Below are 26938 nucleotides of genomic sequence, written 5' to 3'. Positions count from 1 at the left end.
GTAAGTAAGAAGAAAATAAAAGAAGCGATAAGAAAGATAAATAAATCTTCACGTGAAGTTATGAATAATATAACGATATTGAACATAGGGAAAGTAACGCCAATTTACAGGATATTAAAATCAATAAAATATGAAAATATAATTTAAGTTTTTTAAATTTAACAAACGCCTTGAAACTAGCTAATTTAAGGGGTTGTCTATAAAAATTAACCTACAATATCTTGACACTATCGATTGATGTTTCATATTTGAAATTTTATATTATAATATATATATAATATATATAAAAGGGTTTATGGGGTGAATTTATGGATAATGAAATAATTAATCTTATTAAAGAAAAATTAATAACTAATATAAATCCTAAAGCAATAATTTTATTTGGCTCAGTTGCTAGGAATGAGGGAAATGAAAATTCGGATATTGATTTATTAGTTGTTTGGGATGATATTGAAACTAACGTTGCTAAGAGGAGAATAAAGTTAAGGAAAATTATAGGCTTTATAGACAAACCTTTAGATATTCTAACATGTTCTTCAAAAGAGCTCGAAGAAGCTTTAAAAGAAAATAATTCCTTTACATCTCGCATAATTAAAGAAGGGAAAATCATATATGGTGGACTCAACTGATTACAAAAAATGGCTTCAAAGAGCACAGCAGGATTTAAAAGTTATCGAATTAATTAATAAAGAAGGCATTGAAGGAATAGAAGATACATTTTGCTATCTTTGCCAGCAGGCAGCTGAAAAGTATTTAAAAGCTTTTATTCTTTATAATAATCAATTAATAATAAAAACACATGATTTAGTTTACTTACTAAATATATCAAAAAGATATGCTGAAGAGTTAAAAAGCTTGTTTGATGATGTTGTCCTATTAAATGAATATACTATTTCTGCAAGGTATCCTAGCGATTTTGATGATAAAAGAACTGTGGAAGATGCAAATCTTGCTTATGAAAGCCTAATAAATATTAAAAATGCTGTAGAAAAACTGATTAAATAGCTTGAAATTTAAAGCTTTTTTTGATAACCTAAAAAATAATATACAAATTGCTGTGATGGGAAGGAGTAGGAAGGCTTACCTTAAAGAGAGCTGTTGCCTTAGGCTGAAAGCAATGGCAGGGAATCTTCCGAAGGGTGCGTCCCAGAGCTTTTCTGCTGAATAAAGTAGGCAGAAACGGTAATTCCGTTATAATTTCGAGTGAGGCTTTGCCTAAATAGAGTGGAACCGCGGAGTCCCCTTCGTCTCTATGATGAAGGGGGTTTTTATATATTAAATTATTTGAAGGGAGATGAAGTATATGACAATAAAGATTTACAACACAATGACAAGACAAAAGGAAGTTTTTAATCCAATTACACCTGGCGAGGTTAAAATGTATGCCTGCGGACCAACCGTATATAATTATTTTCATATAGGTAACGCAAGAACATTTATTGTATTTGATACAATAAGAAGGTATCTTGAATACAGGGGTTATAAGGTAAAATTTGTTCAAAACTTTACGGATATCGACGATAAACTTATAAGAAGAGCTAATGAAGAAGGAACGACTGTTAAAGAAGTTGCTGAAAAATATATAAAGGAATACTATAAAGATGCCGACGGATTAAAGATTAAAAGGGCAACAGTAAACCCAAGGGCGACAGAGTTTATTGGCGAAATAATCGCCTTTGTTAAGGACCTTGTAGATAAGGGATATGCCTATGTAGTCGATGGTGATGTTTACTTTGATACTACAAAATTTAAAGAATACGGGAAACTATCCCACCAAAGCATTGAAGATTTAGAGGCTGGTGCAAGGATCGAGATAGATGAAAGAAAAAGAAATCCAATGGATTTTGCCCTTTGGAAGGCCAAAAAGGAAGGAGAACCAGCATGGGAGAGCCCATGGGGAGAAGGAAGACCAGGCTGGCATATTGAATGCTCTACTATGGCCTGCAGCCTACTTGGAGAAACTATCGATATCCATGGAGGCGGTGCAGATCTTATATTCCCACACCATGAGAACGAAATAGCCCAAAGTGAAGCGAGAAATGGAAAACCCTTTGCAAACTACTGGATGCACGTTGCTTACTTAAATGTTAACAACCAAAAGATGTCAAAATCCCTTAACAATTTCTTTACAGCAAGGGAAATACTTGAAAAGTATGATGCAGAAGTTGTAAGATTATTTATGCTTTCAGGACACTACAGAAATCCAATTAACTTTAGCATAGAGCTTTTAGATCAGGCAAAGGCAGCCCTTGAGAGACTATATAATGCAATTGCAAACCTTGAACACGTTATTGAAACCTCAGAGGATAGGGAACTTACTGCTGAAGAATTAGAATTTTTCAATAGGCTTGATAGCTTTAGGGAAAGATATATCGAAGTCATGGACGATGATTTTAATACTGCTGATGGAATTTCAGTTATATTTGACCTTGTAAGGGAAGTTAACACAAACATTAAAGAGGGTTCACCAAAGAAGCTTGCACAAAAAGCCCTCGACCTTATAAGGGAGCTTGGTTCACCACTTGGAATACTTGAAAAATCAACAAAGGGAAGCCTTGATGAGGAAATTGAAAGGCTTATAGAAGAAAGACAAAAGGCAAGAAAGGAAAAGAACTACGCCCTTGCAGACAAAATAAGGGATCAGCTAAAGGAAATGGGAATAATACTTGAAGATACTCCACAGGGAGTAAGATGGAAGAGAATGTAATAGGGACGGTTCATCAAAATTATCAACTCCCAACTAAAAAACCAACTAGTAAAAGATAAAAAACTTAAACTTAGGTGCCAGGCACCTAAGTTTAAGTTTTTTGTTTTAAATTTTAAAATTTTTATGTATAATATAAGCAAATGATTATGAAATAAGCATAAGTTAAGGTGATGTTATGACGAACAGGGAAAGGGAGATATTAAATATTGTAAGGGAAAACCCACTTATATCCCAGGATGAAATTGCAAAAAGGTTAGGTATAACAAGGTCATCTGTTGCGGTTCATATTACTAATCTTATGAAGAAGGGATTAATTTTAGGAAAAGGTTATGTTTTACCGCAAAATGAAGATTATGTATTTGTTGTAGGTGCTGCAAATGTTGATATGTTAGGTTATCCAAAATCAAAATTAAAACTTAAGGACTCCAATCCTGGAAATTTAAAAATTTCCTTTGGAGGGGTTGGAAGAAATATTGCAGAAAACTTAGCAAGGATGGGTGTAAAGACAAAGCTTTTAACCCTTTTGGGTGAGGACATATATGGCAGAAAAATATATGACCACGCAAAAAAGATTGGGATAGACGTAAGCTCCGTTTACTTTTTAGAAGATAAGCAAACCTCAACCTATATATCGATTCAAGATGAAAAAGGGGATATGGCACTTGCCTTATCCTGCATGGATATATATGATGAATTTAAAGTTGACTATATTAAAGAAAACAAAGGTTTAATTAAAAATTCAAAATGTATAGTTGTAGATACAAATCTTCCTGAGGATGTATTAAAATATATTTCTGAGGAATTTGAAGTTCCAATTTTTTTGGATACAGTATCAACTACAAAAGCCCTTAAGGTTAAGGATTTTATAGGCAATTTTTATTGCATAAAACCAAATAAATACGAGGCAGAGGCCTTAACTGGGATAAAAATAAACGATGAAAAGGATTTAAAAATATGCAGCGATTATTTTTTACAAAGGGGTGTTAAAAGGATATTTATATCATTAGGAGAAGATGGAGTATTTTATAGCGATGGAAGAATATATAATTTATTAAAGGCACCAAAGATTGAAGCAGTAAATTCAAACGGAGCTGGGGATGCCTTTGTTGCAGGCCTTGTTTTTGGCTTTATTAATGGATATGATATAGACCTTTCAGCAAAACTTGCAATGGCTGCATCAATTATTGCACTAAAATCAGAGGATACAATAAATCCAAATATAAATATAGATTCTATTCAATCTACTATAAAGGAGATGGGATTATGATAAATTACTTAGAACTTAGCAAAGAAGTAGAAAAGGCACTAAAACTTGGAAAGCCCGTTGTTGCCCTTGAATCGACTATAATTTCCCACGGTATGCCATATCCAGAAAACGTAGAAACAGCTTTGAACGTAGAAAGGATCGTCAGGGAAAATGGAGCAACTCCGGCAACTATTGCTATAATAAACGGTAAGTTAAAGGCAGGATTAACTCCTGATGAGATAGAGTATCTTGGGAAAAAAGGAAGGGAAATAGTAAAGGTTTCAAGACGCGATATCCCCTTTATAGTTGCAAAAAAGATGGACGGTGCAACAACCGTTGCTTCAACTATGATCATTGCTGCCCTTGCGGGGATAAGGGTTTTTGCAACTGGGGGAATTGGAGGAGTTCATAGGGAAGCCCAGGAGACTTTTGATATTTCAGCGGATCTGCAGGAGCTTGCCAATACAAATGTTGCGGTTGTGTGCGCAGGAGCAAAGTCAATTTTAGATTTAGGTCTTACATTGGAATACCTTGAAACCTTTGGAGTTCCTGTTGTAGGTTATAAAACCGATGAGCTTCCAGCCTTTTATACAAGAAGGAGCGGATTTAAACTAGATTATAGACTAGACACTCCAGAGGAAATCGCAAAGGCAATATTTGTGAAGTGGCAGCTTGGATTAAAGGGTGGAGTTGTTGTAGCAAACCCGATTCCAGAGGAATATGAAATGGACTATGATGTTATAAATAAAGCAATCGAGGATGCCCTTTTAGAGGCAAAGGAAAAGGGAATAAAGGGGAAGGAAACCACTCCGTTTTTACTTGCAAAGGTTAAGGAAATAACAGGAGGAAAAAGCCTTGACTCCAATATTCAATTGGTTTATAATAACGCAAAGCTTGCTTCTGAAATTGCAGTTGAGCTAAGCAGGATGGGCTAATTTATCTAAAATTTAAGGCGGTGGACGTATGAATTTAGAAGAGCTAAAAAGAAAGGCGGAGGATTTAAGTAAAAACTTATATATCCTTTACCTTGCATATAAGCATCCTAAAACACCAATTATTGCAAAGCTCTGGGCAGGCATTGTTATTGCCTATGCCTTGAGCCCTGTTGACCTGATACCTGACTTTATTCCTGTCCTTGGCTATTTAGATGATTTAGTATTAATTCCATCAGGGATTGCCCTTGCTATAAAACTTATTCCAAAGGAAGTTTGGGAGGAGTGCAAGGAAAAAGAAGCCGATATGAAGGATGCAAAGAAAAAGGGCATCATAGCAGGAATTATAATTGCACTTCTTTGGGCTTATATTGTTTATTTGATACTTAAATTTATGAATATCATTAGATAAAAAGCTCTTGTATTAAGAACTTTTCTAGATAGAACAAATGATGGCAGCAAATATTGGGTAAAGGAATAAAAAGAAGGATTTTTTTGTTATTTGTAGAATATATTATAATTAAGTTTAAGAATTTAGTTTATAAAAAGAATTCTCCGAGTCTTAAGGCCTAAGGCAAGGCTATGGCCTTAAGACCGATAGGGTAGAGTTGGAAACGGCTCTGCCTCCCCTTTGGAAAGGAGAATATTAGGATAGTATTCTCCTTTCGGACAAAAACGAAAGGAGTTTTTTGTATGAGAAGATGGATTGTCCTTTTATTATCTATTTTTCTAATGTCTTGTTCATCAGCTCAAAAGAAGGAAATAACTTTGGCAACTACCACAAGCCTTCAGGATTCAGGTCTTTTAGAATATTTAATCCCAAAATTTGAAAAGGATACTGGCATTAAAGTAAAGGTGATTGCAAGAGGCACAGGAGAGGCTCTTGAGATTGCAAAACGTGGAGATGCTGATATATTATTTGTCCATTCAAAGGAAAAGGAAGAGGAATTCATAAAAGAAGGATATGGACTTAAAAGGGATGAAATTATGTATAACGACTTTGTAATAGTAGGACCTAAAGATGATCCTGCAAAGGTAAAAGAAAACGCATCAAATAATCCCCTAAAAGCCTTTGAGCTTATATATAAGTCTAATTCAGTTTTTGTATCAAGAGGGGACGAATCCGGAACCCATCAAAGGGAGAAAAAACTTTGGAGGGAAATAAATATAAATCCTAAATGGAAAAGCTACATAGTTTCAGGACTAGGTATGGGACAAGTTTTAAATATAGCAGATGAAAAGGGAGGGTATACCCTTTCTGATAGGGCTACATATATAACGATGAAGAAGAATTTAAGCCTTCAAATAGTTTGCGAAGGGCATCCAATGTTAAAAAATCAATACAGCATAGTGCTTTTAAACCCTAATAAAATAAGTCACAAAAAAGAGCTTGCAGAGGAATTTGAAGTATGGATTTTATCAGATAAGGCTAAAGAGCTTATAAACAACTATGGCATTGAAAAATACGGGGAGCCTTTATTCAAATTCAACGGGAAAAGGTGATTAGATGGAAATATTAGAGATTATTTTAACTTCCCTTTATGTATCCTTAACATCTACAGCAATAGCTTCGATTATAGCAATTTTATTAGCTGTTCCCTTTTCGATTAAGGATTTTAAGCTAAAAAGGGCAATATATAGAATAGCTGATAGTCTTATGGCAATGCCACCGGTTGTTATGGGGCTTATAGTTTTCATAATATTATCCAAAAGGGGACCGTTAGGAGAACTAAATCTTCTTTTTACACCAACTGCCATGATAATTGCTCAGATGCTGCTTATATTGCCTATTATATTTGTTTTAACTGTAAGGCAGATTGAAAAAATAGCTCCGACAATTCAAAAAAACTGTTATATGTTAGGGGGAGATTATGGGGATTTTCTATTCCTCATAATTAATGAATGCAAAGGAGAAATATTTACATCAGTAACATCAGGATTTTCAAGGGCGATATCGGAAGTTGGCGCTGTTATGATGGTGGGCGGAAACATAAAAGGATATACAAGGGTTATGACAACCTTTATAGCTCTTGAAACAAGCAAAGGCAATTTTAAGGATGCTCTAATCATAGGTCTTATTCTTTTAGCTATTTCCTTTTTAATAAACATAATACTTCATTCATTGAAGGGAAGAGAAACAAATGAATATATTAATTAAAGGTCTTGTAAAGGAATACGAAAAGGTGGCATTAAGTATTGATGAACTTTTTATAGAGGGAGGGAAAATAGTTGCCCTTCTTGGACTTAATGGAAGTGGGAAAACTACCCTTTTGGAGTGCATAGCCAATTTTAAAGGATATGATAAAGGGATTATTTATTACGATGGCGAAGAGGATTTTGAAAAGGTTAGAAACAAAATTTCCATAATGCAGCAAAGGCCTTACATATTCAATATGCCTGTAAAGGAAAACATAATATTAGGTCTTAGATATCAAAGATTAGATACAAAAATTATAGAGGAAAGGTTAAAAAAATATAATTCATATTACAATTTAAATTTTCTAGATAAAAATGCCAAAAAACTTTCTGGGGGAGAGGCTGCAAAGGTTGCCCTATTAAGGGCTGTAATATTAGAAAGGCCACTTTTATTGCTTGATGAACCGACTGCTAACATGGACATTGAAGGCACCCTTATGACGGAAAAACTTTTAAAGGACATAAATAAAGAATTTGGGACAACTATATTAATTGTAACCCATGACATTTTTCAAGCCGAAAGAATAGCAGACATAGTAATTTTTATGGATAAGGGAAAAATAATTGAAATGAATACAAATGAGGAGTTTTTTAATAATCCTAAAAATCCACTGGTTAAAAAGATTTTAAAAAGGGGTGAAGTAAATGATTAAAGTTGCAATTTTAACTGTAAGCGACAAAGGTTCAAGGGGGGAGAGGGTGGACACTACATCGGTTGCAATTAAAGAAGTATTAGATCCGAATTTATATGAAGTTGTTGAGACAAAAATAGTTCCAGATGAAATTGAGGATATAAAATGTGAGCTTATAAGATTTTGCGATGATTTAAAGGTGGATCTTGTATTAACAAACGGAGGGACAGGATTTTCAAGAAGGGACGTAACACCTGAGGCAACATTGGCGGTAATTGAAAAAATAGTTCCAGGTATTCCTGAAGCCATGAGGGCAAAATCTTTGGAGATAACTCCAAAGGCAATGCTTTCACGTGCAGTTGCAGGTATAAGAAAAGGAACATTGATAATAAATCTTCCAGGAAGTCCAAAGGGTGCGGTAGAAAACTTAAATGTAGTTTTGCCTGCCCTAAAGCATGGCATTGAGATACTCAAGGGAGAGGCATCAGAATGTGCAAGAAAGGATGATTAACATGGAGCTCTTAAAGCTTGTTTCAATAAAGGAAGCAAAGGAAATAATAGAAAAAAATTCAACATATAAAATCGAAACGGAAAAAATAAATATTCTTGACTCCCTTGGAAAAATTTTAGCTATGGATATATATTCAAATGAAAATGTTCCTGACTTTGTAAGGTCAACCGTTGATGGATATGCGGCTCAATCGGAGGATGTCTTTGGTGCAAGTGAGAGCCTCCCTGCTATATTAAAGCTTGTTGGGGAGGTTAAAATTGGACAAACTCCCCCATGTGAAATAAATGCAGGAGAGTGTATGTATGTCCCAACCGGTGGAATGCTACCTAAGGGTGCTGATACTGTTGTTATGATAGAATACACTGAAAAATTAGACCATGAAACAATACTTGTAAATAAACCTACAGCACCATTACAGAACATAGTTGAAATAGGAGAGGATGTAAAAAAGGGAGAGCTTATATTAAAAAAGGGGACAAAGGTAAGGCCCTATGAGATTGGCGTTTTATCAAGCCTTGGCATACTTGAAATAGAAGTATATAAAAAGATTAAAGTTGGTATAATATCAACCGGCGATGAGGTGGTTGATCCAAAAGAAAAAATAAACTTAGGACAGGTTAGGGACATAAATAGTTATCTATTATATTCCCTTTGTGAGGAGGAGGGGGTAGAACCTACCCTTTATGGAATAGTTAAGGATGATTATGAAAAACTCAGGGAAACCTTAGATAGGGCAATAAAGGAGTGCGACGTTGTTATAATGTCCGGCGGAAGCTCCGTAGGAAATAAGGATGAAACCGTAAAGGTTATTAAATCCTTTGAAAACTCTAATATTTTCATCCATGGTATTGCCATAAAACCAGGTAAACCAACCATTATAGGTAAAATAGGGGAAAAGTTTGTCTATGGGTTACCAGGGCATCCTTTAGCCTGTGCTGTGATATTTAAAAACTTCGTTGCCCATTATTTTGATAAACTTAGAGGATTCGAAAGGGAGGACTTTTGGATAGAATGCAAAATGGCAGTTAACTATCATAAAGCCCAGGGAAGGGCGGAGTTTTTGCCTGTAAGAATAAAGGAGGAAAATGGAGAGCTTATAGCATATCCTACATATTATAAATCCGGGCTGATATCCTGTTTTTCAAAATCCTTTGGATATATCTATATAGAAAAGGAATTAGAAGGAGTTTACCAAGGGCAAAGGGTTAAAGTATTTAAGTTTTAGGAGGTTGCCATGGAAAGGAATATTTATCTTTCTAATATAAGCCTTGAAAAGGCAATTGATATGTATTTTGAAAGGATAAAGGATTTTAGATTAGGAACAGAGGTTGTAAAAACACATGAAGCAAAGGGAAGAATAACTGCAAAACCTGTCTTTGCAAAAATTTCATCTCCCTTTTATAACAGCTCTGCAGTAGATGGAATAGCTGTCGTTGCTAAAAATACATTTACGGCAACAGACAGAAACCCATTAAGATTAAAAGAAGGTAAAGATTACATCGTAGTTGATACTGGAGATCCAATCCCGGATGAATACGATGCGGTTATAATGGTTGAAGATACTATTAAGGTTTCAGAAGATGAAGTTGAGATAATTAAGCCAGCTATCCCTTGGCAAAATATAAGGCAGATGGGGGAGGATATAGTAGAGGGTCAATTAATTCTTCCCCAAAGCCATAGGATAAGACCTGTTGATATTGGTGCTTTAATTGCAGGAGGGGTGTTTGATGTTGAAGTATATAAAAGGCCAAGGGTTGCTATAATTCCAACTGGAACGGAAATTGTAGAGCCTGGGGCCCATCTTAAGATTGGCGATATAATTGAGTTTAACTCAAGGGTTTTTGCTGCTTTAGTTGAAGAATACGGAGGAATTCCTACAAGGTTTAACATAGTTAAAGATGATTTTGAAAAGCTTTTGGAAACTGTTAAAAAGGCAGCTGAGGAGTATGACGTTGTCCTTTTAAATGCAGGTTCTTCAGCTGGAAGGGAGGACTATTCTAAAAAGGTTATCGAAACATTAGGTGAAGTGTATATTCATGGTGTTGCAATAAAGCCGGGTAAACCTGTTATATTGGGAAGAGTATTAAATAAGCCAATCGTTGGAATACCTGGTTTTCCAGTCTCAGCATTTTTTATAATGGAAAACATAGTTAAAAAGCTTGTTAATTTTGTTCAGGGATATGATATCAAGGATAAAAAATATATAGAGGCACAACTATCAAAAAGGGTTATGTCTTCATCTAAATATCTTGAATTTGTAAGGGTTAAATTAGGCTATATAGAAGGAAAATATATAGCAACCCCAATAGAAAGGGGAGCTGGGGCTACCATGAGCCTTGTTAGGGCTGATGGAGTTTTAGAGGTTCCGGAGGAGCTTGAAGGATATGAAAAGGGAAGCGTTGTTAATATAAATCTTTTAAAGGCAGAGGATGAGATTAAAAATACTATCCTTTGCATTGGAAGCCATGACATCATACTTGATATTGCTGCAGACCTTTTAGCAAAGAAGGGACGATATAACTTAGCGTCTGCCCATGTGGGAAGTATGGGGGGGATTTTGGCTCTTAAGGACAAGGAAACCCATTTTGCAACAGTTCATCTCCTTGATATGGAAACAGGTGAATACAATAGGACGTATATAAGAAAATATATCCCAAATAGAAAAATTGCAATTATTAAATTTGTAAAGAGAATTCAAGGTCTTATGGTTAAAAGGGGTAACCCCTTAAATATTCACTCAATAGAAGATATTGCTAAAAAGGGTGCAAGGTTTGTAAACAGACAAAAAGGCTCTGGGACAAGGATTTTATTTGATTTTGAACTTAAAAAATTGGGAATAAGCCCAAGGGATATAAAGGGATATGAAAGGGAGGATTATACCCATATTTCAGTTGCAGCACAGGTAGCCAAAAACAATGCCGACTGCGGACTTGGAGTTTTCTCAGCAGCACAGATTATGGACCTTGATTTTATTCCAGTTGCAAATGAGGAATATGATATTGCAATTCCTGTTGAATATCTTGAGCTTGATGGTGTGAAAAAATTTATAGAGGTTATTAGTTCGGAGGAATTCAAAAAAGAACTTGATAGACTTGGAGGTTACGACTATAGCGATTTAGGTAAGATCATTATTGAATAGGGGAATTTATATGAAGGATAAATTTGGGAGAACAATCAATTATTTAAGGATATCGGTTACAGATAGGTGCAATCTAAGATGCATTTACTGTATGCCTGAGGAAGGAATAATAAAAAAAGACCATGACGAAGTTTTGCGAAACGAGGATTATATTAAAATTATAAAAATTGCGGCAGAGCTTGGAATTAAAAAGATAAGATTCACTGGCGGAGAACCCCTTGTAAGAAAGGGAATAGAGAGCTTGATTTATGAAACCTCTAAAATTGAAGGGATTGACGATATTGCCTTAACTACAAATGGGACAAGGCTCTACGAAATGGCAGATACCTTAAAAAAAGCAGGGCTTAAAAGGGTAAATATAAGCCTTGATACCTTAAAAAAGGATAAATTTAAAATGATAACCCGAATTGGAAATATAGATGATGTGTTTAGGGCAATTGAAAAAAGTATAGAAGTTGGGTTTAACCCCATAAAGATAAATACTGTAGTTATAAAAGGAATAAACGATGATGAAATAATGGATTTTGTAAAATTGTCCGACGAATACCCACTGCATATTAGGTTTATTGAAATAATGCCAATTGGTGAGGGTGCAAAGTTTAAGGATGGATATATATCTTCACAGGAGATTATAGCTGGAATTGAAAATCTTACTCCTGTTGAAACAGGACCTAATAGCACGGCAATGGTATTTAAAAGAAAGGGTGCAAAGGGTAGCTTAGGATTTATAGCGCCTATGACCTGTAAATTTTGCTCAAGCTGCAATAGAATACGTTTAACGGCAACAGGAACCATAAAACCATGCCTTCATTCCAAAGAGGAGATGGATTTAAAGGCATTTTTAGAGGATAAATATAAATTAAAATTAATTCTTGAACATGCTATTTTAAATAAACCTTTAGAACACAACCTTGAAAAGGAATTAAGCAAAAGTCAAAAGATGATGTTTCAGATAGGGGGATAATTTATGGATCTTACTCATATAAATGAAGAAGGAAGGGCAAGGATGGTGGATGTCAGTGAAAAGGAGGCTACTAAAAGGGAGGCCGTTGCAATAGGAAGCATTTATATGAAGGAGGAAACTTTAAAAAGGGTCCATGAGGGAACCATTAAAAAGGGTGATGTTTTAGCAGTTGCGCAGGTTGCAGGCATAATGGCGGCTAAAAATACTTCGCATTTGATTCCAATGTGCCATCCTATAATGACAACAGGTTGTGATATTAGTTTTAAACTTGACTTTGACAACTCCAAGATCGACATAAAAGCTACCGTTAAGACAATTGGACAAACAGGAGTTGAAATGGAGGCTCTGACGGCTGTATCGGTTGCTGCATTGACTATATACGATATGTGTAAGGCAATAGATAGGGATATGGTTATAAGCGATGTTATGCTTGTTAGAAAAAGCGGAGGAAAATCAGGAATTTATGAAAGGGAGGTTTAATAATGGCAAAGGTTGTTTCTGTCAATATAAGTGAGAGAAAGGGAACCATAAAAAAGCCAATTGAGGTTGGATATTTTAGAGAAAACCATGGCCTTGAAGGGGATGCCCATGCAGGGAATTGGCATAGGCAAGTTAGCCTTTTAGCACAGGAGAGCATAGATAAAATGAAAAGAATGGGAATTTGGGATTTGGTTGCAGGAAAATTTGCCGAAAATATTACAACGGAAGGAATAGAGCTATATACCCTTCCTGTTGGGACAAGGCTTAAGGTTGGTGAGGAAGTTATCCTCGAAATATCCCAGATAGGGAAAAAATGCCATGAAGCCTGTGAAATAAGAAAAATTACAGGAGACTGCATAATGCCAAGGGAAGGTATATTTGCAAAGGTTATAAAGGGAGGATTCGTAAGACCTGGCGACGAAATAGAAATAGTGGCTGGCACTTAAGATTTAAGTTTTTAAAGGATGCTATTTGGCATCCTTTAAATGTTAAAAATTTATTTTTAAGAATTTTCGGAAAAAATCTGTTATAATAAAGTATTTTGTATTATAATAAAGTTAAATGCAATATATTACCAAAAGTTATAATAATTTTTATTGATTGGTAATATATTGTATTGAAAACAAACAAGGGGGGTATTTTGGTGTTTGGTTATGCTGGAAAAATATTAAGAGTTGACCTTACGAGTGGGACTTACAAGGTGGAAGATTTAAATCTAGACCTTGCTAAAAAATACATAGGAGGAAGAGGGCTAGGAAGCAAAATTTTCTTTGACGAAGTTGATCCTAATGTTGAGCCCTTTAGCCCAGAAAACAAGTTAATTGTTGCTACAGGACCTCTTTCAGGAACCCCAGTTCCAACCGGCGGAAGATATATGGTAATTACTAAATCGCCATTGACAGGTGCAATTGCCTGCTCAAATTCAGGGGGATATTTTGGTGCAGAATTAAAGGCAGCAGGATATGATATGATAATACTTGAAGGAAAGGCAGAAAAACCTGTCTATATTGCTATAGAGGACGACAAGATAGAAATTAAAGAAGCAGGACACCTTTGGGGAAAACTTGTTTCCGAAACTACCGACGAACTTAAAAAAGAACATGGCGAAAAGGTTAGAGTTTTATGCATAGGACCTGCTGGTGAAAAGCTCTCAAGAATAGCAGCGGTTATAAACGATTATGACAGAGCCGCAGGACGTTCAGGCGTTGGTGCAGTAATGGGATCCAAGAATCTTAAGGCTATAGTTGTAAGGGGAACAAAGGCAGTTAAACTTTATGATGAAGAAAAGGTTAAGGATGTTGTTGCATCAAAGATAAAGATGCTAAGAGAAAATGGAGTTACAGGTCAGGGACTTCCAACCTATGGAACAGCAGTTCTTGTTAATATCATAAACGAGCATGGTATATTCCCGGTTGCTAACTTCCAAAGGGCATATACTGAAAATGCAGATTATATAAGTGGCGAGACAATGACAAGGGATATACTTGTTAGAAAGAATCCATGCTATAGATGCCCAATTGCCTGCGGTAGATGGGTAAGGTTAAAGGACGGAAAAGAAGTTGGAGGACCAGAATACGAAACTTTATGGGCATTTGGTGCTGACTGTGATGTTTATGATATAAATGCTGTTGCAGAAGCTAACTTTTGGTGTAACGAATATGGGCTTGACACTATTTCAACAGGAACAACGATTGCTGCCGCTATGGAACTTTATGAAAAGGGATATGTAAAGGATGAAGAAATTAAGGATGATGGTTATTCGTTAAAATTTGGCGATGCAGAGGCAATAGTTGGCTGGACTAAGAAGATTGGTGCAAGGGAAGGCTTTGGGGATAAGATGGCTGAAGGTTCATATAGATTATGTGAAGCTTATGGAGTGCCTGAACTTTCAATGTCGGTTAAAAAGCAGGAACTTCCAGCATACGACCCAAGAGGAGTTCAAGGCCATGGTCTTGAATATGCAACTTCAAATAGAGGTGGTTGCCACGTTAGAGGATATATGATTTCACCGGAAATCCTTGGTGCACCACAAAAGATAGATAGATTCTCCCTTGAAGGAAAGGCAGAATGGGTTAAGGTATTCCAAGACCTTACAGCAGTTATTGACTCATTAGGACTTTGCCTATTTACATCCTTTGCCCTTGGAGCACCTGATTATGCAGAGCTTATGAATGTTGTATCTGGAACTGATTTTACTGCAGAAACAATACTTGAGGCAGGTTCAAGAATTTGGACTCTAGAAAGAGTATTCAACCTAAAGGCTGGAATCGATCCAAGTGAAGACAAACTTCCAAAGAGATTATTAGAAGACCCAATCCCAGAAGGACCATCAAAAGGTCATGTTCATAGATTATCAGAGCTTTTACCAAAATACTATGAAGTTCGAGGATGGGACGAAAAGGGATATCCAAAGGAAGAAACATTAGAAAAGCTTGGAATTAAATAATTAATAAATCACCCTAAAAGGTAAATCCTTTTAGGGTGATTAAGTATTTGCTTTGGGGTGATTTTGTGGGATTTGAAAAGCTTTATATAGAACTTACCGATAAGTGTAATCTAAACTGTAAAATGTGCTATAGGCGCTCCTGGAGTGAAATTCCTCGTGATATGGATATTGAAATATTAAGAAGGATTTATGATGAGGTTAGGGATAAAAACTTAAAGGAGGTTATCCTTGGAGGAATTGGCGAGCCTACCTTTTCCCATCTTATATATGACGCTATTAATTTATTTTCAAATTTTAATTTAACTATAACGACGAATGGAACAATATTAAATGAAAAGCTAAAGGAACTTATTGTGGACTATGTTGATAAATTAGTGATTTCAATAGACGGTTTTGAGGACAAATATGAGGATATTAGGGGATTTAATTTAAATAGAGTTGTTAACAATATTAAAGATATTAATAATTTGAAAATGAAAAGAAAAAAAGAAAAACCTTATATTGTAATTCAGTTTGTTGCTACTAAAGACAATATAGATGATATATTTAAGGTTCTTGATTTGGCAAATGAATTGAATGCCTTTCAAATAATTATTTCAAATGTTATCCCTCAAACTGATGATTATAAGGATAAGATATTATACACAAAGTATGAAAACAACGAAATGAAAACATTATTTGAAAGACTTAGAATTTATTCCTTTAGAAGGGGATTAAATTTAATGCTTCCTAATGTGGAACTTAAAACCGAAAGATACTGCCCCTTCATTGAAGAAAATGCTATTGTGATTGGAGCAGATGGTGGAGTATATCCTTGTTATAGGTTTTCACATTCAATAAACGAATACATTTTTGAAAAAGAAAAGAAGGTTTCAAAATACTCATTTGGTAGTATTTATGAAAGAAGAATTGAAGATATATATGAAAGCTCAGATTATCAAAATTTTAAAATGAGGGTATTTAATAATAGATACCCATCCTGCTTAGACTGTGATCTTGTAGATGGTTGTGATATAGTTAAAACGAGCGATTATGACTGCTATACCAATAAGCCCTCCTGTGCAGATTGCCTTTGGAGTAGAAAAATTGCTATATGTCCATAAGGAGGTGATAATTTGATAAAAGTAAAATTGTTTGCTACATTTAGAGAAGGAAGACAAAAGGAAGTTATCTTTAACTATTTTGAAGGAATAAACGGAAGATATATATTGGATAAACTTGACATTAAGGAGGAAGATGTAGCAATATATTTAGTAAATGGATTGGATGGCAAAATTGATAATCCATTAAACGATGGTGATACAATTTCTCTTTTTCCTCCTGTAGGTGGAGGTTGATGGAGGGATAAAATATGGGAAGATATGAAAGAAACATGAATATGCTATCAAAGGAGGAAAACGAAAGGCTAAGGAGTTTTAAAGTTTGTGTTGTGGGATGCGGCGGATTAGGCGGATATGTTATTGAAATGCTTGGAAGATTAGGGATAGGACATATTACAGCTGTAGACAAGGATGCTTTTGAAGAATCTAATCTAAACAGGCAAATCCTTTCAAATGTAAATAATTTAGGTCAATATAAAGCCCTTGAGGCAAAAAGGAGAATGGAAACAGTAAATCCAGATGTGGTTGTAGATTCAATAATCGCTGAATTTAATGATAAAAATGCGGAGGAAATTCTTAAAGGACATAATTTAGTTATCGATGCCCTTGACAATATACAATCAAGACTCATGCTACAGGATATATGTGAAAAGTTAAATATTCCTCTTATTCATGGAGCAATAGCCGGTTGGTATGGCCAAGTTACTACTATATTGCCAGGTGATAGAACCTTGAATTATATATACAAAAATAAAGTCCAAAGGGGTATCGAAAAGGATTTAGGAAATCCTTCCTTTACACCAGCTTTAGTTGCCTCCATTCAAGTTAGCGAAGCCCTAAAGGTTCTTTTGGGAAGGGGAGATTTATTAAGAAAAGAAGTTTTGTATATAGATACTTATACCCAAGAGTATCATAAAGTAAGATTTGATTAAAAATATATTTTAAATAAATTTTAAATGAAAGGCGGGACTAATATGATTTTAACTACAACTCCAACAGTTGAAGGAAGAAGGATAATTGAATACAAGGGGATTGTATTTGGTGAAGTTATTAGCGGTGTTAACTTTGTTAAGGACTTTATGGCAGGGCTTACTGATTTTCTTGGCGGAAGATCAAGGACCTATGAAGAAGAGCTGATGTATGCAAGGCAAAGAGCCCTTGATGAGCTAAAGGAAAGAGCTGCAGCAATGGGAGCAAATGCAGTTGTTGGAATAGACATTGATTATGAGGTTTTAGGTCAGGCAGGAAGTATGCTTATGGTAACTGCATCTGGAACTGCAGTTGTTGTTGAATAGGCCTAAGGTTTATCCTTAGGTTTTTTTATTGCACAATGTTTATATATGTTATATAATATATATAACAAATATAATAGGAGGGTTTTTATGGTGTCGATGACAAAAATTATTTTTATGGTTATAACGGCTTTAATTGCATTTGGACTGCCTATTGTTCTTGGAATTGTTTTTTGTAAAAAGTTTGGGGGAACAGTAAAGGCTATTTTAGTGGGTGGCCTTGTGTTTTTCATTTTTCAAATGGTTTTAAGGATTCCTCTGCTGCAGGTCTTTTCAAAGCAGGATTGGTATGTTGCAATGGCAAAAAATCACCTTCTGCTTGCTATATTTTTAGGCCTTACAGCAGGGATATTTGAAGAGGTTGGAAGGTTCTTAGGTTTTAGGTTTTTATTAAAAGACAGGCTAAACTATGGAAACGGTCTTGCCTTTGGAGTTGGACATGGTGGCATTGAGGCTGTTCTATTAGTTGGGCTTAATTATATAAATTATATCATCTTTGCCCTTTTGTTAAATAAGGGATTAATAAACCAAGTTTTTGCCGGGAAGATTTCAAATGATATGATAAGTGAAATTGTTAAGATGCTTGTTTCAACTCCAGTCTATAATTTTCTTCTTGCAGGACTTGAAAGGGCTTTTGCCATAACCATTCAAATAGCACTATCCCTCATAGTCCTCCTTGCTGTTAGGAATAAAAATTTACTTTATCTGTTAATCGCCATACTGCTTCATATGCTAATAGATACTCCTATTGCCTATATGGCAATGAATGGCGTTAATGTGTTTATTTTAGAGGGAATAACATTTTTAATTGCACTTGCTTCACTGTATTTTATAATAAGGATGAAGGATATGGATAAAGTAACTAATGAAGTTGAATTATAAGGAAGTGGGAGGATGTTTGTTAAAATAGATTTGACATCGGATGTTCCTATATACCTTCAAATCAAAAATGCAATAATAGAAGGAATAGCACGGGGGGAGCTAAAGGAAGGGGATAGCTTACCCCCGATAAGGCAGCTTGCTGAGGATATTGGTGTAAACATGCATACCATAAATAAAGCCTATAACCTTTTAAAGGATTTGGGATTTATAACTATAAACAAAAAATACGGTGCAGTAATATCTGTAGAGGGCTTTAATGAGACTTTTATGGAAAATTTAAAGGAGGAGCTAAGACCGATTATTGCAGAGGCATTTGTTAAGGGGATTGACAAGGAAACGTTTTTAAAACTGGTTGAGGGTATTTTAGATGAGTTTGGGGGAAGTAAAAATGAGTAAGACAGTATTTTTGCTTATAATGATTCCAGATATTCTTCTTTTAAATTTCTTTGCATTATATTTTCCTAAATTTACACGGGAAGGAATATTTTTTGGTGTTAGAATTCCCTATGGGTTTAAGGAACTTAAGGAATTTAAGGAATTGGAAAGGGAGTATAAACGAAACTATGCAATATCAATGCTAATCCCAACCATCGCATTAATCTTGATATTTTTCTTTGCCGGCATGAATGCTATAATAAAATCTGTTTTACTTTATACCTACTTGATACCTGCTGCTATGTTTTTGAATTATTATAAAATTTATAAGAAGGTTTTATCAATAAAAAAGAAAAGCAATTGGTTTGAGGGTAAAACACAGGTTGTAACTGTAAGTTTAAAAAGAAGAGAGGATATTAAAAATTATCCATCTAAGCTTTGGTTTGTTATTCCTGCAATTTTGATTGTGTTTAATATAGTTATTACGATTTTAAGGTTTCCTTATCTTCCGGATAAGCTTCCCTTGCATTATGACATAAACGGTCAAGTTAATAGATGGGGAGATAAGTCTTTTTCACATTTTATCCCCATATTCTTAGTTCAAGTAGGATTATTTGCCCTTTTATATTTAATTTATAGATTAATTCTAAAGGGAAAGCTTTCCATAAGCCCGATAAATCCCGAAAAGTCACAGGAAACCAATGAGCTAATAAAGATTATATCAGCAAAGCTTATAATAATTTTAGCTATTGTCCAGCAGTTTATATTTGTTTTGACAAACCTTAATATGCTCCTTATTTTAAATCTTAATTTAATGACTAGCCTTATAGTAGCCTTAACACTATTAACTTTTTTAGTAATAGTCCTTTTTGCTATAAAAATTTATAACCTCATAAAACACCCACTAAAAAATAATCTTGATGATAAAATAATTGAAAGGGATGATGATGAGTTTTGGAAGATGGGGCTGTTTTACTATAACCCCGATGATCCATCCCTCTTTGTTGAAAAAAGAATTGGAATAGGTTGGGATTTCAATTATGCTCATCCGGTAGGTAAGGCAGTAGCAATCATAATCATTTTAACTTTACTTTCTTCTGCAATTTTTATTCTTTGGCTTCCTTTATAAAGGAAGCATCAGACTGTTGAAAAAGTTGTTTTTTGATAAGCCCCGTGAAGGATTTCCCTGGCATTCGCTCATTTCGCTAAGCAATTCTAAGCTTTTCTTTGTTTTCAAAAGTCCTACCCTCGTGAGCCGACATCCGTGTCGGCCACTCGGCTCTGCACGTCCGTGTGCAGAATTACGGACTTTTGAAAAGTAGAAAAGCAAGAATTGCTAGAGCTTATGAGAGATGCCTTTTTGAAATCCATTCACGGGGCTCTTGCAAAGTCTAAACACTAATGAGAGTTTGTCTACAATCTGTGGCTTCCTTTATAAAGGAAGCATTTTTATTTGCCTTAATTTTTTGTGAATGATATAATAAGGGTAAAATTTATTTAGGAAGGTTGAGAGAATGGATTTTTCCTTATTATCGGAGCTTATAGATAAAGAAAAAAATGTTAATCTTTTAAATCCTTTGATATGGGCTTATGTTGGGGATGCAGTTTATGAGATGTATGTCAGAACTTATTTAATCTCCCAAGGGGTTAAAAGGCCCCATGATATCCATGTTGAATCTGTTAAATTTGTAAAGGCAGCAAACCAGTCAAAGCTTTTAGAAATACTCCTTAATTATCTTACTGAGGAGGAAATAGAAATAGTTCGAAGGGGAAGAAATGCAAAGAGCTATCATGTTCCTAAAAATGCCAATGTGATGGATTATAGAAGGGCAACTGCCCTTGAAGCTTTGTTTGGGTATTTGTATCTTAACAAAAGAAGTGAACGCATAGATGAGCTTTTTAAAATAATTTTTGAAAATATCAATTTAATATGAGGTGGTTAAGATGGGGGCAAATTTAAAGGTTGAACTTATCGCATATACTCCAGAGGCTGAAAAGATAGTGGCATCTGCTGCAAAGCTTTGCTATAGCAGGGTTGGAATTAGCGAAATAGGAGAAAATTTAGATAAGGAAAACATTGAAAAGTTTTTAAACATGCTTTTAGATTTAGGGCACGAATCACCTGTTGAGCATGTTAGCTTTACCTTTGCAATAGAAGGGGTATCCCGCTCCCTTACCCATCAGCTTGTAAGGCACAGAATAGCAAGCTATTCGCAGCAAAGCCAAAGGTATGTTAAGCTTGATCAGTTTGAATACATAGTTCCTCCATCGATTGAAGAGGATGAAAGGGCAAAAGAGCTTTTTATAAAGGCGATGGAGGAGGATCAAAGGGTATATAATGAGCTTGTCGATATCCTTTCAAAGAAGCATTATGAAAAGTTAATATCGGAAGGCAAAAATGAGAAGGAGGCTAAAAGGCTTTCTGAAAAAATGGCGATTGAGGATGCAAGATATGTCTTCCCTAATGCCTGTGAAACTAAGCTAGTGGTTACAATGAATGCGAGAAGCCTTTTAAACTTTTTCAGACATAGATGCTGCAACAGGGCCCAATGGGAAATACATAATCTTGCTGATGAGATGTTGAAAAAGGTTAAGGAGGTTGCACCGACAATTTTTAAATTTGCAGGGCCGAGCTGCGTTTACGATAAATGCCATGAGGGAAGCATGAGCTGCGGTAAGATGATGGAAGTTAGGGAAAGATATTTAAACCTTTAGGGGTGGGATGATGATTTACAAAGCTTATTATAAATCTCCAATTGGAATTATAGAGATAAAGTCAAGGGATGATTATATAATTTCCCTTGACTTTGTTGAAAAGGAAGAAGAAGTTGAACATATTCCAGAGATTTTAACGCAGTGCATTAAAGAACTCCATGAATATTTCAATGGAAAGAGAAGAGAATTTTCAGTAAAGGTTTATCTTGAGGGGACGGAGTTTCAAAGAAAAGCTTGGGAAGAGCTAAGGAAAATACCCTATGGTGAAACTATTTCCTATAAGGAGCAGGCACAAAGGGTTGGAAGCCCTAAGGCCTTTAGAGCTGTAGGCCTTGCCAACAGCAAAAATCCCGTCGGAATAATAGTTCCCTGCCACAGGGTAATCGGATCAGACGGTAAACTTACGGGATATGCAGGTGGACTTTGGAGAAAAAAATGGCTAATAGAACATGAAAAAAAGTTCCTTTAGGGTATAATAAATTAGAGGTGAGTTTATATGAAAAAGTTTGATAAGAAAAATAAAGGAAAAAGAATAGAAAGCGAAAGGGAGACAGTAGAAAGAGAAAATATTATTGAAGGCAGAAATCCTGTAATTGAAGCCATAAAATCAGGAAGAACTATAGAAAAGCTTTATGTATCTAAGGGAGACCTCGAAGGATCTATAAAGATGATAATCTCCCTTGCAAGGGAAAGGGGCATTGTTGTTAATGAGGTTGAAAGGAAAAGGCTTGATGACATGTCAACCACAAAGGCCCATCAAGGTGTCATAGCAGTAGTTGGCGAGTATAAATATTATGATTTGGAAGATATTCTAAATCTTGCAAGGGAAAAGGGAGAAGATCCTTTTATTATAATCCTTGATGAAATTGAGGATCCACACAATCTAGGATCAATCATAAGATCAGCAAACATATTTGGGGCTCATGGCGTTATAATCCCCAAAAGAAGAAGTGCTCTTGTTACTGCAACGGTTGCAAAGGCTTCAGCCGGAGCTATCGAATATACTAAAATAGCAAAGGTTACAAACTTAAATCAGGTTATAAAGGAACTTAAGGAAAGTGGGATTTGGGTTGCAGCGCTGGATATGGATGGGGAGATTTGCTATAATAAAGATTTAAGGGGACCACTTGCTGTTGTAATTGGAAGCGAAGGAAGGGGAGTTTCAAGGCTTGTAAAGGAAAACTGTGATTTTGTTGTTAAAATACCGATGTTTGGTGAAATAAGCTCCTTAAATGCTTCGGTGGCAGCAGGGGTTATAATGTATGAAGTTAGGAAACAAAGGGGCATAAAAGGTGAGTAGGATAAGGCATATTTTAATAGACGGGTATAATGTTATAAATCAGTGGGATTTTTTAAAAAAACTTAAGGATGAAAACCTTGAAGATGCAAGGGATAAACTTGTTGAAATGTTACAGGAGTATGCTGCATTTAAAGGATGCAGCATTTATGTTGTTTTTGATGCCCATCTTGTTCCAGGAAGTGTTGAAAAGCATGAAAGGGTTGGGAAAATAAATGTTGTTTATACTAAAGAAGGAGAAACTGCCGATTGTTTTATAGAAAGAACTGTCCCACAGCTTGTAAAGATGGGAGCGGTTGCTGTTGTAACATCCGATTATCTAGAACAACGAATAACGCTGCAGATGGGTGGAATAAGAATAACCCCAAAGGAGTTTTTGCTTGAAATTCAAAATATAAAGACCACTATAAAAGAAAGGGCAAAACTTCCGTTTAAAGAACAAAAATCGACATTAGAGGATTTTATAGATAAAGATATTTTAGAGAAACTTGAAAAAATGCGTCGAAACCTTTGATTTTTCTTGACTTTCCTTATTTTGTGGCATATAATTTACTTAACGCAAAAGAAAGGTCTGGGGGGATACCATTGCAAACGTCAAGGGGGGCAACAGTAAGAGCTTTTGATTTTGAGAACATGTTGGATGAAGAAATAGTTGCTATGGCTCAGGAAGGCAATAAAAGTGCCGAAGAATATTTAATAAACAAGTACATAAATTACGTAAAGGCTAAAACAAAGTCCTATTTTTTAATTGGAGCAGATAAAGAGGATATATTTCAAGAAGGTATGATAGGCCTATTTAAGGCCATTAGGGATTATAAAAACGACAAGTTATCCTCCTTTAGAGCTTTTGCAGAGCTTTGTGTTACAAGGCAAATCATTACAGCAATTAAAGCTGCTACAAGGCAAAAGCATGTTCCCTTAAACTGCTATTTGTCTCTAAATAAGCCGGTTTTTGATGAAGAATCTGAAAGGACTTTAATAGATGTTTTATCGAGCTTACATATATCAGACCCTGAAGAAGTTATAATAAGCAAGGAAGAAAGAAAAAAGATTGAGAAGAAGATGAGGGAATCCTTAAGTGATCTTGAAATAGAAGTATTAAAATGCTATTTAAAGGGAAAATCATATCAAGAAATAGCATGTGATTTAGATAGACATGCAAAATCCATCGATAATGCACTGCAAAGGGTAAAAAGAAAACTTGAAAAATTATTAACAGAAAAGGAATAAAATTAAGATAAATTAATATATTGACATCTTTTTTTCTTCGGTGTAAAATAAATAATCGGTAGTATTTTAATTACCCTTTTTTGCCCATGTAGCTCAGTAGGCAGAGCGTCACCTTGGTAAGGTGGAGGTCGTCGGTTCAATCCCGATCATGGGCTCCAGGGTATTATGATACACCAGGATAAGTTTTCAACGGTTAATAGCCGTTAAAAAAGTTACAACATAGGAAAAGGAGGATTGAAAAATGGCAAAGGCGCATTTTGAGAGAACCAAGCCACACGTAAACATAGGGACAATAGGACACGTTGACCATGGTAAGACAACATTAACAGCAGCGATAACATTTGTATTATCAAAGTATGGAAGAGCACAAGCAACAAGATACGACGAAATAGATAAGGCACCAGAAGAAAAGGAAAGAGGAATAACAATCAACACAGCACACGTTGAATACGAAACAGAAACAAGACACTATGCACACGTTGACTGTCCAGGTCACGCTGACTACGTAAAGAACATGATTACAGGTGCAGCGCAAATGGACGGAGCGATCTTAGTTGTAAGTGCAGCAGACGGTCCAATGCCACAGACAAGAGAACACATACTACTTGCAAGACAGGTAGGCGTTCCATACATTGTAGTATTCCTAAACAAGGCAGACATGGTAGACGACCCAGAACTTATCGACCTTGTTGAAATGGAAATTAGAGACCTATTAAATCAATATGAATTCCCAGGAGACGACACACCAATCGTAGTAGGATCAGCATTAAAGGCACTTGAATGCGGATGCGGAAGCAGAGACTGCGAATGGTGCGGAAAGATACTTAAGCTAATGGATACAGTAGACAGCTACATTCCAACACCACAAAGAGATAAGGATAAGCCATTCTTAATGCCAGTAGAAGACGTATTTACAATCACAGGAAGAGGAACAGTTGCAACAGGAAGAGTAGAAAGAGGAGTATTGAAGGTAGGAGACGAAGTAGAAATCGTAGGATTAACAGATGAAAAGAAGAAGACAGTAGTAACAGGAGTAGAAATGTTCAGAAAGGTTCTTGACATGGCAGAAGCAGGAGACAACATAGGAGCACTATTAAGAGGAGTAAACAGAGACGAAATAGAAAGAGGTCAAGTTCTTGCGAAGCCAGGTTCAGTAAACCCACACAAGAAGTTTGAAGGTCAAGTATACGTATTAAAGAAGGAAGAAGGAGGAAGACATACTCCATTCTTCAATGGATACAGACCACAATTCTACTTCAGAACAACAGACGTAACAGGAACAATCAAGTTACCAGAAGGAGTAGAAATGTGCATGCCAGGCGACCACATCAACATGGAAGTTGAACTTATAACACCAATCGCGATGGAAGAAGGATTAAGATTCGCCATCAGAGAAGGTGGAAGAACAGTAGGCGCTGGTGTTGTTGCTAAGATTTTTGAATAATTTATATGAGGTTATCCGCTTGGATAACCTCATAATATATCTTTATAAAAATTTTTAGGGGCTACCCCTAATTTTTATGGATTTTTTAAATAAAAAATATCTATAAAGGTCTTGTCAATTTTAAAATAATATTGTAAAATATAAGAGTTGTAATACGAAAATATGCGATGAAGCAAGAGGTTGCCGGACTTCGGGGAATTCTTGCTGAGTATGTCTGATCAAAGAATCGGGCGACAAAGGTAGTTAAGTGTAGACAAAACAATGATACACCCGGATGTGTGTGTTAAGCTACCGTTGTCGTGCGTGAAAAAACAAAGCGTGCGATGAAAAGGAGGGTAAGAAAATGGCAAAACAAAAAATCAGAATTAAGCTTAAGGCTTTCGATCATAATCTACTAGATTCATCAGCTCAAAAGATAGTAGAAACAGCAAAGAAAACTGGAGCTTCAGTATCAGGACCAGTTCCACTTCCAACTGAAAAGGATGTTATCACAATATTAAGAGCGGTTCATAAGTATAAGGACTCAAGAGAACAGTTCGAAATAAGAACTCACAAGAGACTTATCGACATATTGAACCCAACTCAAAAAACTGTTGATGCTCTTATGAGATTGGATTTACCAGCTGGTGTTGATATTGAAATTAAGCTCTAATATTATGAATGCTTTAAGCATTCCGCTAATATTTAAGGAGGTGCCAAGATGAAAAAAGCAATATTAGGAAGAAAATTAGGAATGACACAAATATTCACAGAAGATGGTAAGGTCGTTCCAGTAACAGTAATTCAGGCAGGTCCATGTGTTGTAGTTCAAAAGAAGACAGTTGAAACAGATGGATACAATGCTATTCAAGTTGGTTTTGAAGATATAAGAGAAAAGCTTGTAAATAAGCCAGAAAAAGGACACTTTGCTAAGGCAAATATAGCTCCAAAGAGATTCTTAAAAGAATTAAGACTTGAAGATGTTAGTGCTTATGAAGTAGGAAGCGAAATCAAGGTTGATATATTTGATGAGGGAGAAAAGGTTGACGTAACTGGAACTTCAAAGGGAAAAGGATTCCAAGGCGTTATAAAGAGATGGAATGCAAACAGAGGACCAATGTCCCACGGTTCAAAGTATCATAGAAGGGTTGGTTCAATGGGTGCTTCATCATTCCCATCAAGAACCTTCAAGGGTAAGAAGATGCCAGGACATATGGGAGCAGAAAAGTCAACAATATTAAATCTTGAAGTTGTAAAGGTTGACCCAGAAAAGAATGTAATCCTTGTAAAGGGTGCTGTTCCAGGTCCAAAGAAGGGTCTTGTAATAATTAGAGATTCTGTTAAGGCAGTTAAGAAGGCATAACACAGAGG

At 35.5% G+C, this 26938-nt stretch carries 32 protein-coding genes, 1 tRNA gene, 1 pseudogene, 1 riboswitch and 1 other annotated feature; all 34 genes and pseudogenes read left to right on the top strand.

Annotated elements, in window-relative coordinates:
* Positions 1-147: pseudogene (locus Q3V94_RS01825) on the top strand (UPF0236 family protein); the annotation flags it as partial.
* Between the two features lie 161 nt (positions 148-308).
* The gene (locus Q3V94_RS01820; RefSeq protein ID WP_303524800.1) at positions 309-629 is read left to right on the top strand and encodes a nucleotidyltransferase domain-containing protein; all 321 of its coding nucleotides are present in this window, start codon (positions 309-311) and stop codon (positions 627-629) included.
* Positions 613-1005, top strand: a complete 393-nt coding sequence (locus tag Q3V94_RS01815; RefSeq protein WP_303524798.1) for a HEPN domain-containing protein — start codon at positions 613-615, stop codon at positions 1003-1005. Before Q3V94_RS01820 ends, Q3V94_RS01815 begins: the two co-directional genes overlap by 17 nt.
* Positions 1006-1048: 43 nt before the next feature.
* Positions 1049-1255: a binding site (T-box leader), on the top strand.
* Positions 1256-1309: 54 nt separating this feature from the next.
* Positions 1310-2707: a cysteine--tRNA ligase gene (cysS, locus tag Q3V94_RS01810; RefSeq protein WP_303524805.1), complete on the top strand. Its 1398-nt coding sequence runs from the start codon at positions 1310-1312 to the stop codon at positions 2705-2707.
* Positions 2708-2882: 175 nt separating this feature from the next.
* Positions 2883-3974, top strand: coding sequence for a PfkB family carbohydrate kinase (locus tag Q3V94_RS01805; protein WP_303524797.1), 1092 nt, complete (start codon positions 2883-2885; stop codon positions 3972-3974).
* Positions 3968-4888, top strand: a complete 921-nt coding sequence (locus Q3V94_RS01800; RefSeq protein ID WP_303524804.1) for a pseudouridine-5'-phosphate glycosidase — start codon at positions 3968-3970, stop codon at positions 4886-4888. Before Q3V94_RS01805 ends, Q3V94_RS01800 begins: the two co-directional genes overlap by 7 nt.
* Before the next feature lie 28 nt (positions 4889-4916).
* Positions 4917-5297, top strand: coding sequence for a YkvA family protein (locus tag Q3V94_RS01795; RefSeq protein ID WP_303524796.1), 381 nt, complete (start codon positions 4917-4919; stop codon positions 5295-5297).
* A gap of 129 nt (positions 5298-5426) precedes the next feature.
* Positions 5427-5543, top strand: a riboswitch (molybdenum cofactor riboswitch).
* A 35-nt stretch (positions 5544-5578) separates the two neighbouring features.
* On the top strand, positions 5579-6388 hold the full coding sequence (locus Q3V94_RS01790; protein WP_303524794.1) for a substrate-binding domain-containing protein: 810 nt from the start codon (positions 5579-5581) through the stop codon (positions 6386-6388).
* Positions 6389-6392: 4 nt separating this feature from the next.
* The gene (locus Q3V94_RS01785; protein ID WP_008907776.1) at positions 6393-7043 is read left to right on the top strand and encodes an ABC transporter permease; all 651 of its coding nucleotides are present in this window, start codon (positions 6393-6395) and stop codon (positions 7041-7043) included.
* Positions 7027-7734, top strand: coding sequence for an ATP-binding cassette domain-containing protein (locus tag Q3V94_RS01780; protein WP_303524792.1), 708 nt, complete (start codon positions 7027-7029; stop codon positions 7732-7734). Before Q3V94_RS01785 ends, Q3V94_RS01780 begins: the two co-directional genes overlap by 17 nt.
* Positions 7727-8224: a molybdenum cofactor biosynthesis protein B gene (locus Q3V94_RS01775; RefSeq protein ID WP_008907774.1), complete on the top strand. Its 498-nt coding sequence runs from the start codon at positions 7727-7729 to the stop codon at positions 8222-8224. Before Q3V94_RS01780 ends, Q3V94_RS01775 begins: the two co-directional genes overlap by 8 nt.
* A 1-nt stretch (position 8225) precedes the next feature.
* Positions 8226-9449, top strand: a complete 1224-nt coding sequence (gene glp, locus Q3V94_RS01770) for a gephyrin-like molybdotransferase Glp (protein ID WP_303524789.1) — start codon at positions 8226-8228, stop codon at positions 9447-9449.
* 9 nt (positions 9450-9458) lie between these two features.
* Positions 9459-11363: a molybdopterin biosynthesis protein gene (locus Q3V94_RS01765; RefSeq protein ID WP_303524788.1), complete on the top strand. Its 1905-nt coding sequence runs from the start codon at positions 9459-9461 to the stop codon at positions 11361-11363.
* A 10-nt stretch (positions 11364-11373) separates the two neighbouring features.
* Entirely contained in the window at positions 11374-12327 is a 954-nt protein-coding gene (gene moaA / locus Q3V94_RS01760; protein WP_303524786.1) for a GTP 3',8-cyclase MoaA, read from the top strand.
* Positions 12328-12330: 3 nt separating this feature from the next.
* Positions 12331-12807: a cyclic pyranopterin monophosphate synthase MoaC gene (gene moaC / locus Q3V94_RS01755; protein WP_008907770.1), complete on the top strand. Its 477-nt coding sequence runs from the start codon at positions 12331-12333 to the stop codon at positions 12805-12807.
* Between the two features lie 2 nt (positions 12808-12809).
* The gene (locus Q3V94_RS01750) at positions 12810-13253 is read left to right on the top strand and encodes an MOSC domain-containing protein (protein ID WP_303524784.1); all 444 of its coding nucleotides are present in this window, start codon (positions 12810-12812) and stop codon (positions 13251-13253) included.
* A gap of 197 nt (positions 13254-13450) precedes the next feature.
* Positions 13451-15253 (top strand): aldehyde ferredoxin oxidoreductase family protein, encoded by a 1803-nt coding sequence (locus Q3V94_RS01745; protein WP_303524803.1) that lies wholly within the window; start codon positions 13451-13453, stop codon positions 15251-15253.
* 65 nt (positions 15254-15318) lie between these two features.
* The gene (locus Q3V94_RS01740; RefSeq protein ID WP_303524783.1) at positions 15319-16356 is read left to right on the top strand and encodes a tungsten cofactor oxidoreductase radical SAM maturase; all 1038 of its coding nucleotides are present in this window, start codon (positions 15319-15321) and stop codon (positions 16354-16356) included.
* Between the two features lie 12 nt (positions 16357-16368).
* Complete coding sequence (locus Q3V94_RS01735; protein ID WP_274767109.1) at positions 16369-16590, top strand: MoaD/ThiS family protein; 222 nt, start codon at positions 16369-16371, stop codon at positions 16588-16590.
* Positions 16591-16604: 14 nt separating this feature from the next.
* Positions 16605-17285 (top strand): HesA/MoeB/ThiF family protein, encoded by a 681-nt coding sequence (locus tag Q3V94_RS01730; RefSeq protein ID WP_303524780.1) that lies wholly within the window; start codon positions 16605-16607, stop codon positions 17283-17285.
* Positions 17286-17327: 42 nt separating this feature from the next.
* Complete coding sequence (locus Q3V94_RS01725; RefSeq protein ID WP_008909787.1) at positions 17328-17648, top strand: putative heavy metal-binding protein; 321 nt, start codon at positions 17328-17330, stop codon at positions 17646-17648.
* 87 nt (positions 17649-17735) lie between these two features.
* The gene (locus Q3V94_RS01720; protein ID WP_303524779.1) at positions 17736-18527 is read left to right on the top strand and encodes a YhfC family intramembrane metalloprotease; all 792 of its coding nucleotides are present in this window, start codon (positions 17736-17738) and stop codon (positions 18525-18527) included.
* 12 nt (positions 18528-18539) lie between these two features.
* Complete coding sequence (locus Q3V94_RS01715; RefSeq protein WP_008909785.1) at positions 18540-18923, top strand: GntR family transcriptional regulator; 384 nt, start codon at positions 18540-18542, stop codon at positions 18921-18923.
* Positions 18916-20031, top strand: coding sequence for a DUF1648 domain-containing protein (locus Q3V94_RS01710; protein WP_303524777.1), 1116 nt, complete (start codon positions 18916-18918; stop codon positions 20029-20031). The genes Q3V94_RS01715 and Q3V94_RS01710 overlap by 8 nt, the downstream gene beginning before the upstream one ends.
* 385 nt (positions 20032-20416) lie before the next feature.
* Entirely contained in the window at positions 20417-20836 is a 420-nt protein-coding gene (locus tag Q3V94_RS01705) for a Mini-ribonuclease 3 (RefSeq protein WP_008909783.1), read from the top strand.
* Between the two features lie 10 nt (positions 20837-20846).
* On the top strand, positions 20847-21617 hold the full coding sequence (thyX, locus tag Q3V94_RS01700; RefSeq protein WP_303524775.1) for an FAD-dependent thymidylate synthase: 771 nt from the start codon (positions 20847-20849) through the stop codon (positions 21615-21617).
* 10 nt (positions 21618-21627) lie between these two features.
* Positions 21628-22086 (top strand): methylated-DNA--[protein]-cysteine S-methyltransferase, encoded by a 459-nt coding sequence (locus Q3V94_RS01695; protein ID WP_008909781.1) that lies wholly within the window; start codon positions 21628-21630, stop codon positions 22084-22086.
* Positions 22087-22113: 27 nt separating this feature from the next.
* Positions 22114-22917 carry a 23S rRNA (guanosine(2251)-2'-O)-methyltransferase RlmB gene (rlmB, locus tag Q3V94_RS01690; RefSeq protein ID WP_303524773.1) on the top strand — a complete coding sequence of 268 codons (804 nt, stop codon included), beginning with the start codon at positions 22114-22116 and terminating at the stop codon, positions 22915-22917.
* Positions 22910-23428 carry an NYN domain-containing protein gene (locus tag Q3V94_RS01685; protein ID WP_008909779.1) on the top strand — a complete coding sequence of 173 codons (519 nt, stop codon included), beginning with the start codon at positions 22910-22912 and terminating at the stop codon, positions 23426-23428. Before rlmB ends, Q3V94_RS01685 begins: the two co-directional genes overlap by 8 nt.
* 71 nt (positions 23429-23499) lie before the next feature.
* Complete coding sequence (gene sigH, locus Q3V94_RS01680) at positions 23500-24144, top strand: RNA polymerase sporulation sigma factor SigH (RefSeq protein WP_008909778.1); 645 nt, start codon at positions 23500-23502, stop codon at positions 24142-24144.
* Positions 24145-24226: 82 nt separating this feature from the next.
* Positions 24227-24302, top strand: a tRNA-Thr gene (locus Q3V94_RS01675).
* A gap of 83 nt (positions 24303-24385) precedes the next feature.
* The gene (tuf, locus tag Q3V94_RS01670; protein ID WP_274767125.1) at positions 24386-25588 is read left to right on the top strand and encodes an elongation factor Tu; all 1203 of its coding nucleotides are present in this window, start codon (positions 24386-24388) and stop codon (positions 25586-25588) included.
* Positions 25589-25931: 343 nt separating this feature from the next.
* Positions 25932-26240: a 30S ribosomal protein S10 gene (gene rpsJ, locus Q3V94_RS01665; RefSeq protein WP_008908582.1), complete on the top strand. Its 309-nt coding sequence runs from the start codon at positions 25932-25934 to the stop codon at positions 26238-26240.
* A 48-nt stretch (positions 26241-26288) separates the two neighbouring features.
* Positions 26289-26930: a 50S ribosomal protein L3 gene (gene rplC / locus Q3V94_RS01660; protein WP_303524771.1), complete on the top strand. Its 642-nt coding sequence runs from the start codon at positions 26289-26291 to the stop codon at positions 26928-26930.
* The last annotated feature ends 8 nt before the right edge of the window (positions 26931-26938 follow it).

The sequence above is a fragment of the Caloramator sp. CAR-1 genome (assembly GCF_030546345.1).
Classification (GTDB): domain Bacteria; phylum Bacillota; class Clostridia; order Clostridiales; family Caloramatoraceae; genus Caloramator; species Caloramator australicus.
This window is presented reverse-complemented; position numbering and strand designations above follow the sequence as displayed.

Coding starts and splice junctions, on each gene's coding strand:
- Q3V94_RS01820 (WP_303524800.1), top strand. CDS start 309: ATGGATAATGAAATAATTAATCTTATTAAAGAAAAATTAATAACTAAT.
- Q3V94_RS01815 (WP_303524798.1), top strand. CDS start 613: ATGGTGGACTCAACTGATTACAAAAAATGGCTTCAAAGAGCACAGCAG.
- Q3V94_RS01805 (WP_303524797.1), top strand. CDS start 2,883: ATGACGAACAGGGAAAGGGAGATATTAAATATTGTAAGGGAAAACCCA.
- Q3V94_RS01795 (WP_303524796.1), top strand. CDS start 4,917: ATGAATTTAGAAGAGCTAAAAAGAAAGGCGGAGGATTTAAGTAAAAAC.
- Q3V94_RS01790 (WP_303524794.1), top strand. CDS start 5,579: ATGAGAAGATGGATTGTCCTTTTATTATCTATTTTTCTAATGTCTTGT.
- Q3V94_RS01785 (WP_008907776.1), top strand. CDS start 6,393: ATGGAAATATTAGAGATTATTTTAACTTCCCTTTATGTATCCTTAACA.
- Q3V94_RS01780 (WP_303524792.1), top strand. CDS start 7,027: ATGAATATATTAATTAAAGGTCTTGTAAAGGAATACGAAAAGGTGGCA.
- Q3V94_RS01775 (WP_008907774.1), top strand. CDS start 7,727: ATGATTAAAGTTGCAATTTTAACTGTAAGCGACAAAGGTTCAAGGGGG.
- glp (WP_303524789.1), top strand. CDS start 8,226: ATGGAGCTCTTAAAGCTTGTTTCAATAAAGGAAGCAAAGGAAATAATA.
- Q3V94_RS01765 (WP_303524788.1), top strand. CDS start 9,459: ATGGAAAGGAATATTTATCTTTCTAATATAAGCCTTGAAAAGGCAATT.
- moaA (WP_303524786.1), top strand. CDS start 11,374: ATGAAGGATAAATTTGGGAGAACAATCAATTATTTAAGGATATCGGTT.
- moaC (WP_008907770.1), top strand. CDS start 12,331: ATGGATCTTACTCATATAAATGAAGAAGGAAGGGCAAGGATGGTGGAT.
- Q3V94_RS01750 (WP_303524784.1), top strand. CDS start 12,810: ATGGCAAAGGTTGTTTCTGTCAATATAAGTGAGAGAAAGGGAACCATA.
- Q3V94_RS01730 (WP_303524780.1), top strand. CDS start 16,605: ATGGGAAGATATGAAAGAAACATGAATATGCTATCAAAGGAGGAAAAC.
- Q3V94_RS01725 (WP_008909787.1), top strand. CDS start 17,328: ATGATTTTAACTACAACTCCAACAGTTGAAGGAAGAAGGATAATTGAA.
- Q3V94_RS01720 (WP_303524779.1), top strand. CDS start 17,736: ATGGTGTCGATGACAAAAATTATTTTTATGGTTATAACGGCTTTAATT.
- Q3V94_RS01715 (WP_008909785.1), top strand. CDS start 18,540: ATGTTTGTTAAAATAGATTTGACATCGGATGTTCCTATATACCTTCAA.
- Q3V94_RS01710 (WP_303524777.1), top strand. CDS start 18,916: ATGAGTAAGACAGTATTTTTGCTTATAATGATTCCAGATATTCTTCTT.
- Q3V94_RS01705 (WP_008909783.1), top strand. CDS start 20,417: ATGGATTTTTCCTTATTATCGGAGCTTATAGATAAAGAAAAAAATGTT.
- thyX (WP_303524775.1), top strand. CDS start 20,847: ATGGGGGCAAATTTAAAGGTTGAACTTATCGCATATACTCCAGAGGCT.
- Q3V94_RS01695 (WP_008909781.1), top strand. CDS start 21,628: ATGATTTACAAAGCTTATTATAAATCTCCAATTGGAATTATAGAGATA.
- rlmB (WP_303524773.1), top strand. CDS start 22,114: ATGAAAAAGTTTGATAAGAAAAATAAAGGAAAAAGAATAGAAAGCGAA.
- tuf (WP_274767125.1), top strand. CDS start 24,386: ATGGCAAAGGCGCATTTTGAGAGAACCAAGCCACACGTAAACATAGGG.
- rpsJ (WP_008908582.1), top strand. CDS start 25,932: ATGGCAAAACAAAAAATCAGAATTAAGCTTAAGGCTTTCGATCATAAT.
- rplC (WP_303524771.1), top strand. CDS start 26,289: ATGAAAAAAGCAATATTAGGAAGAAAATTAGGAATGACACAAATATTC.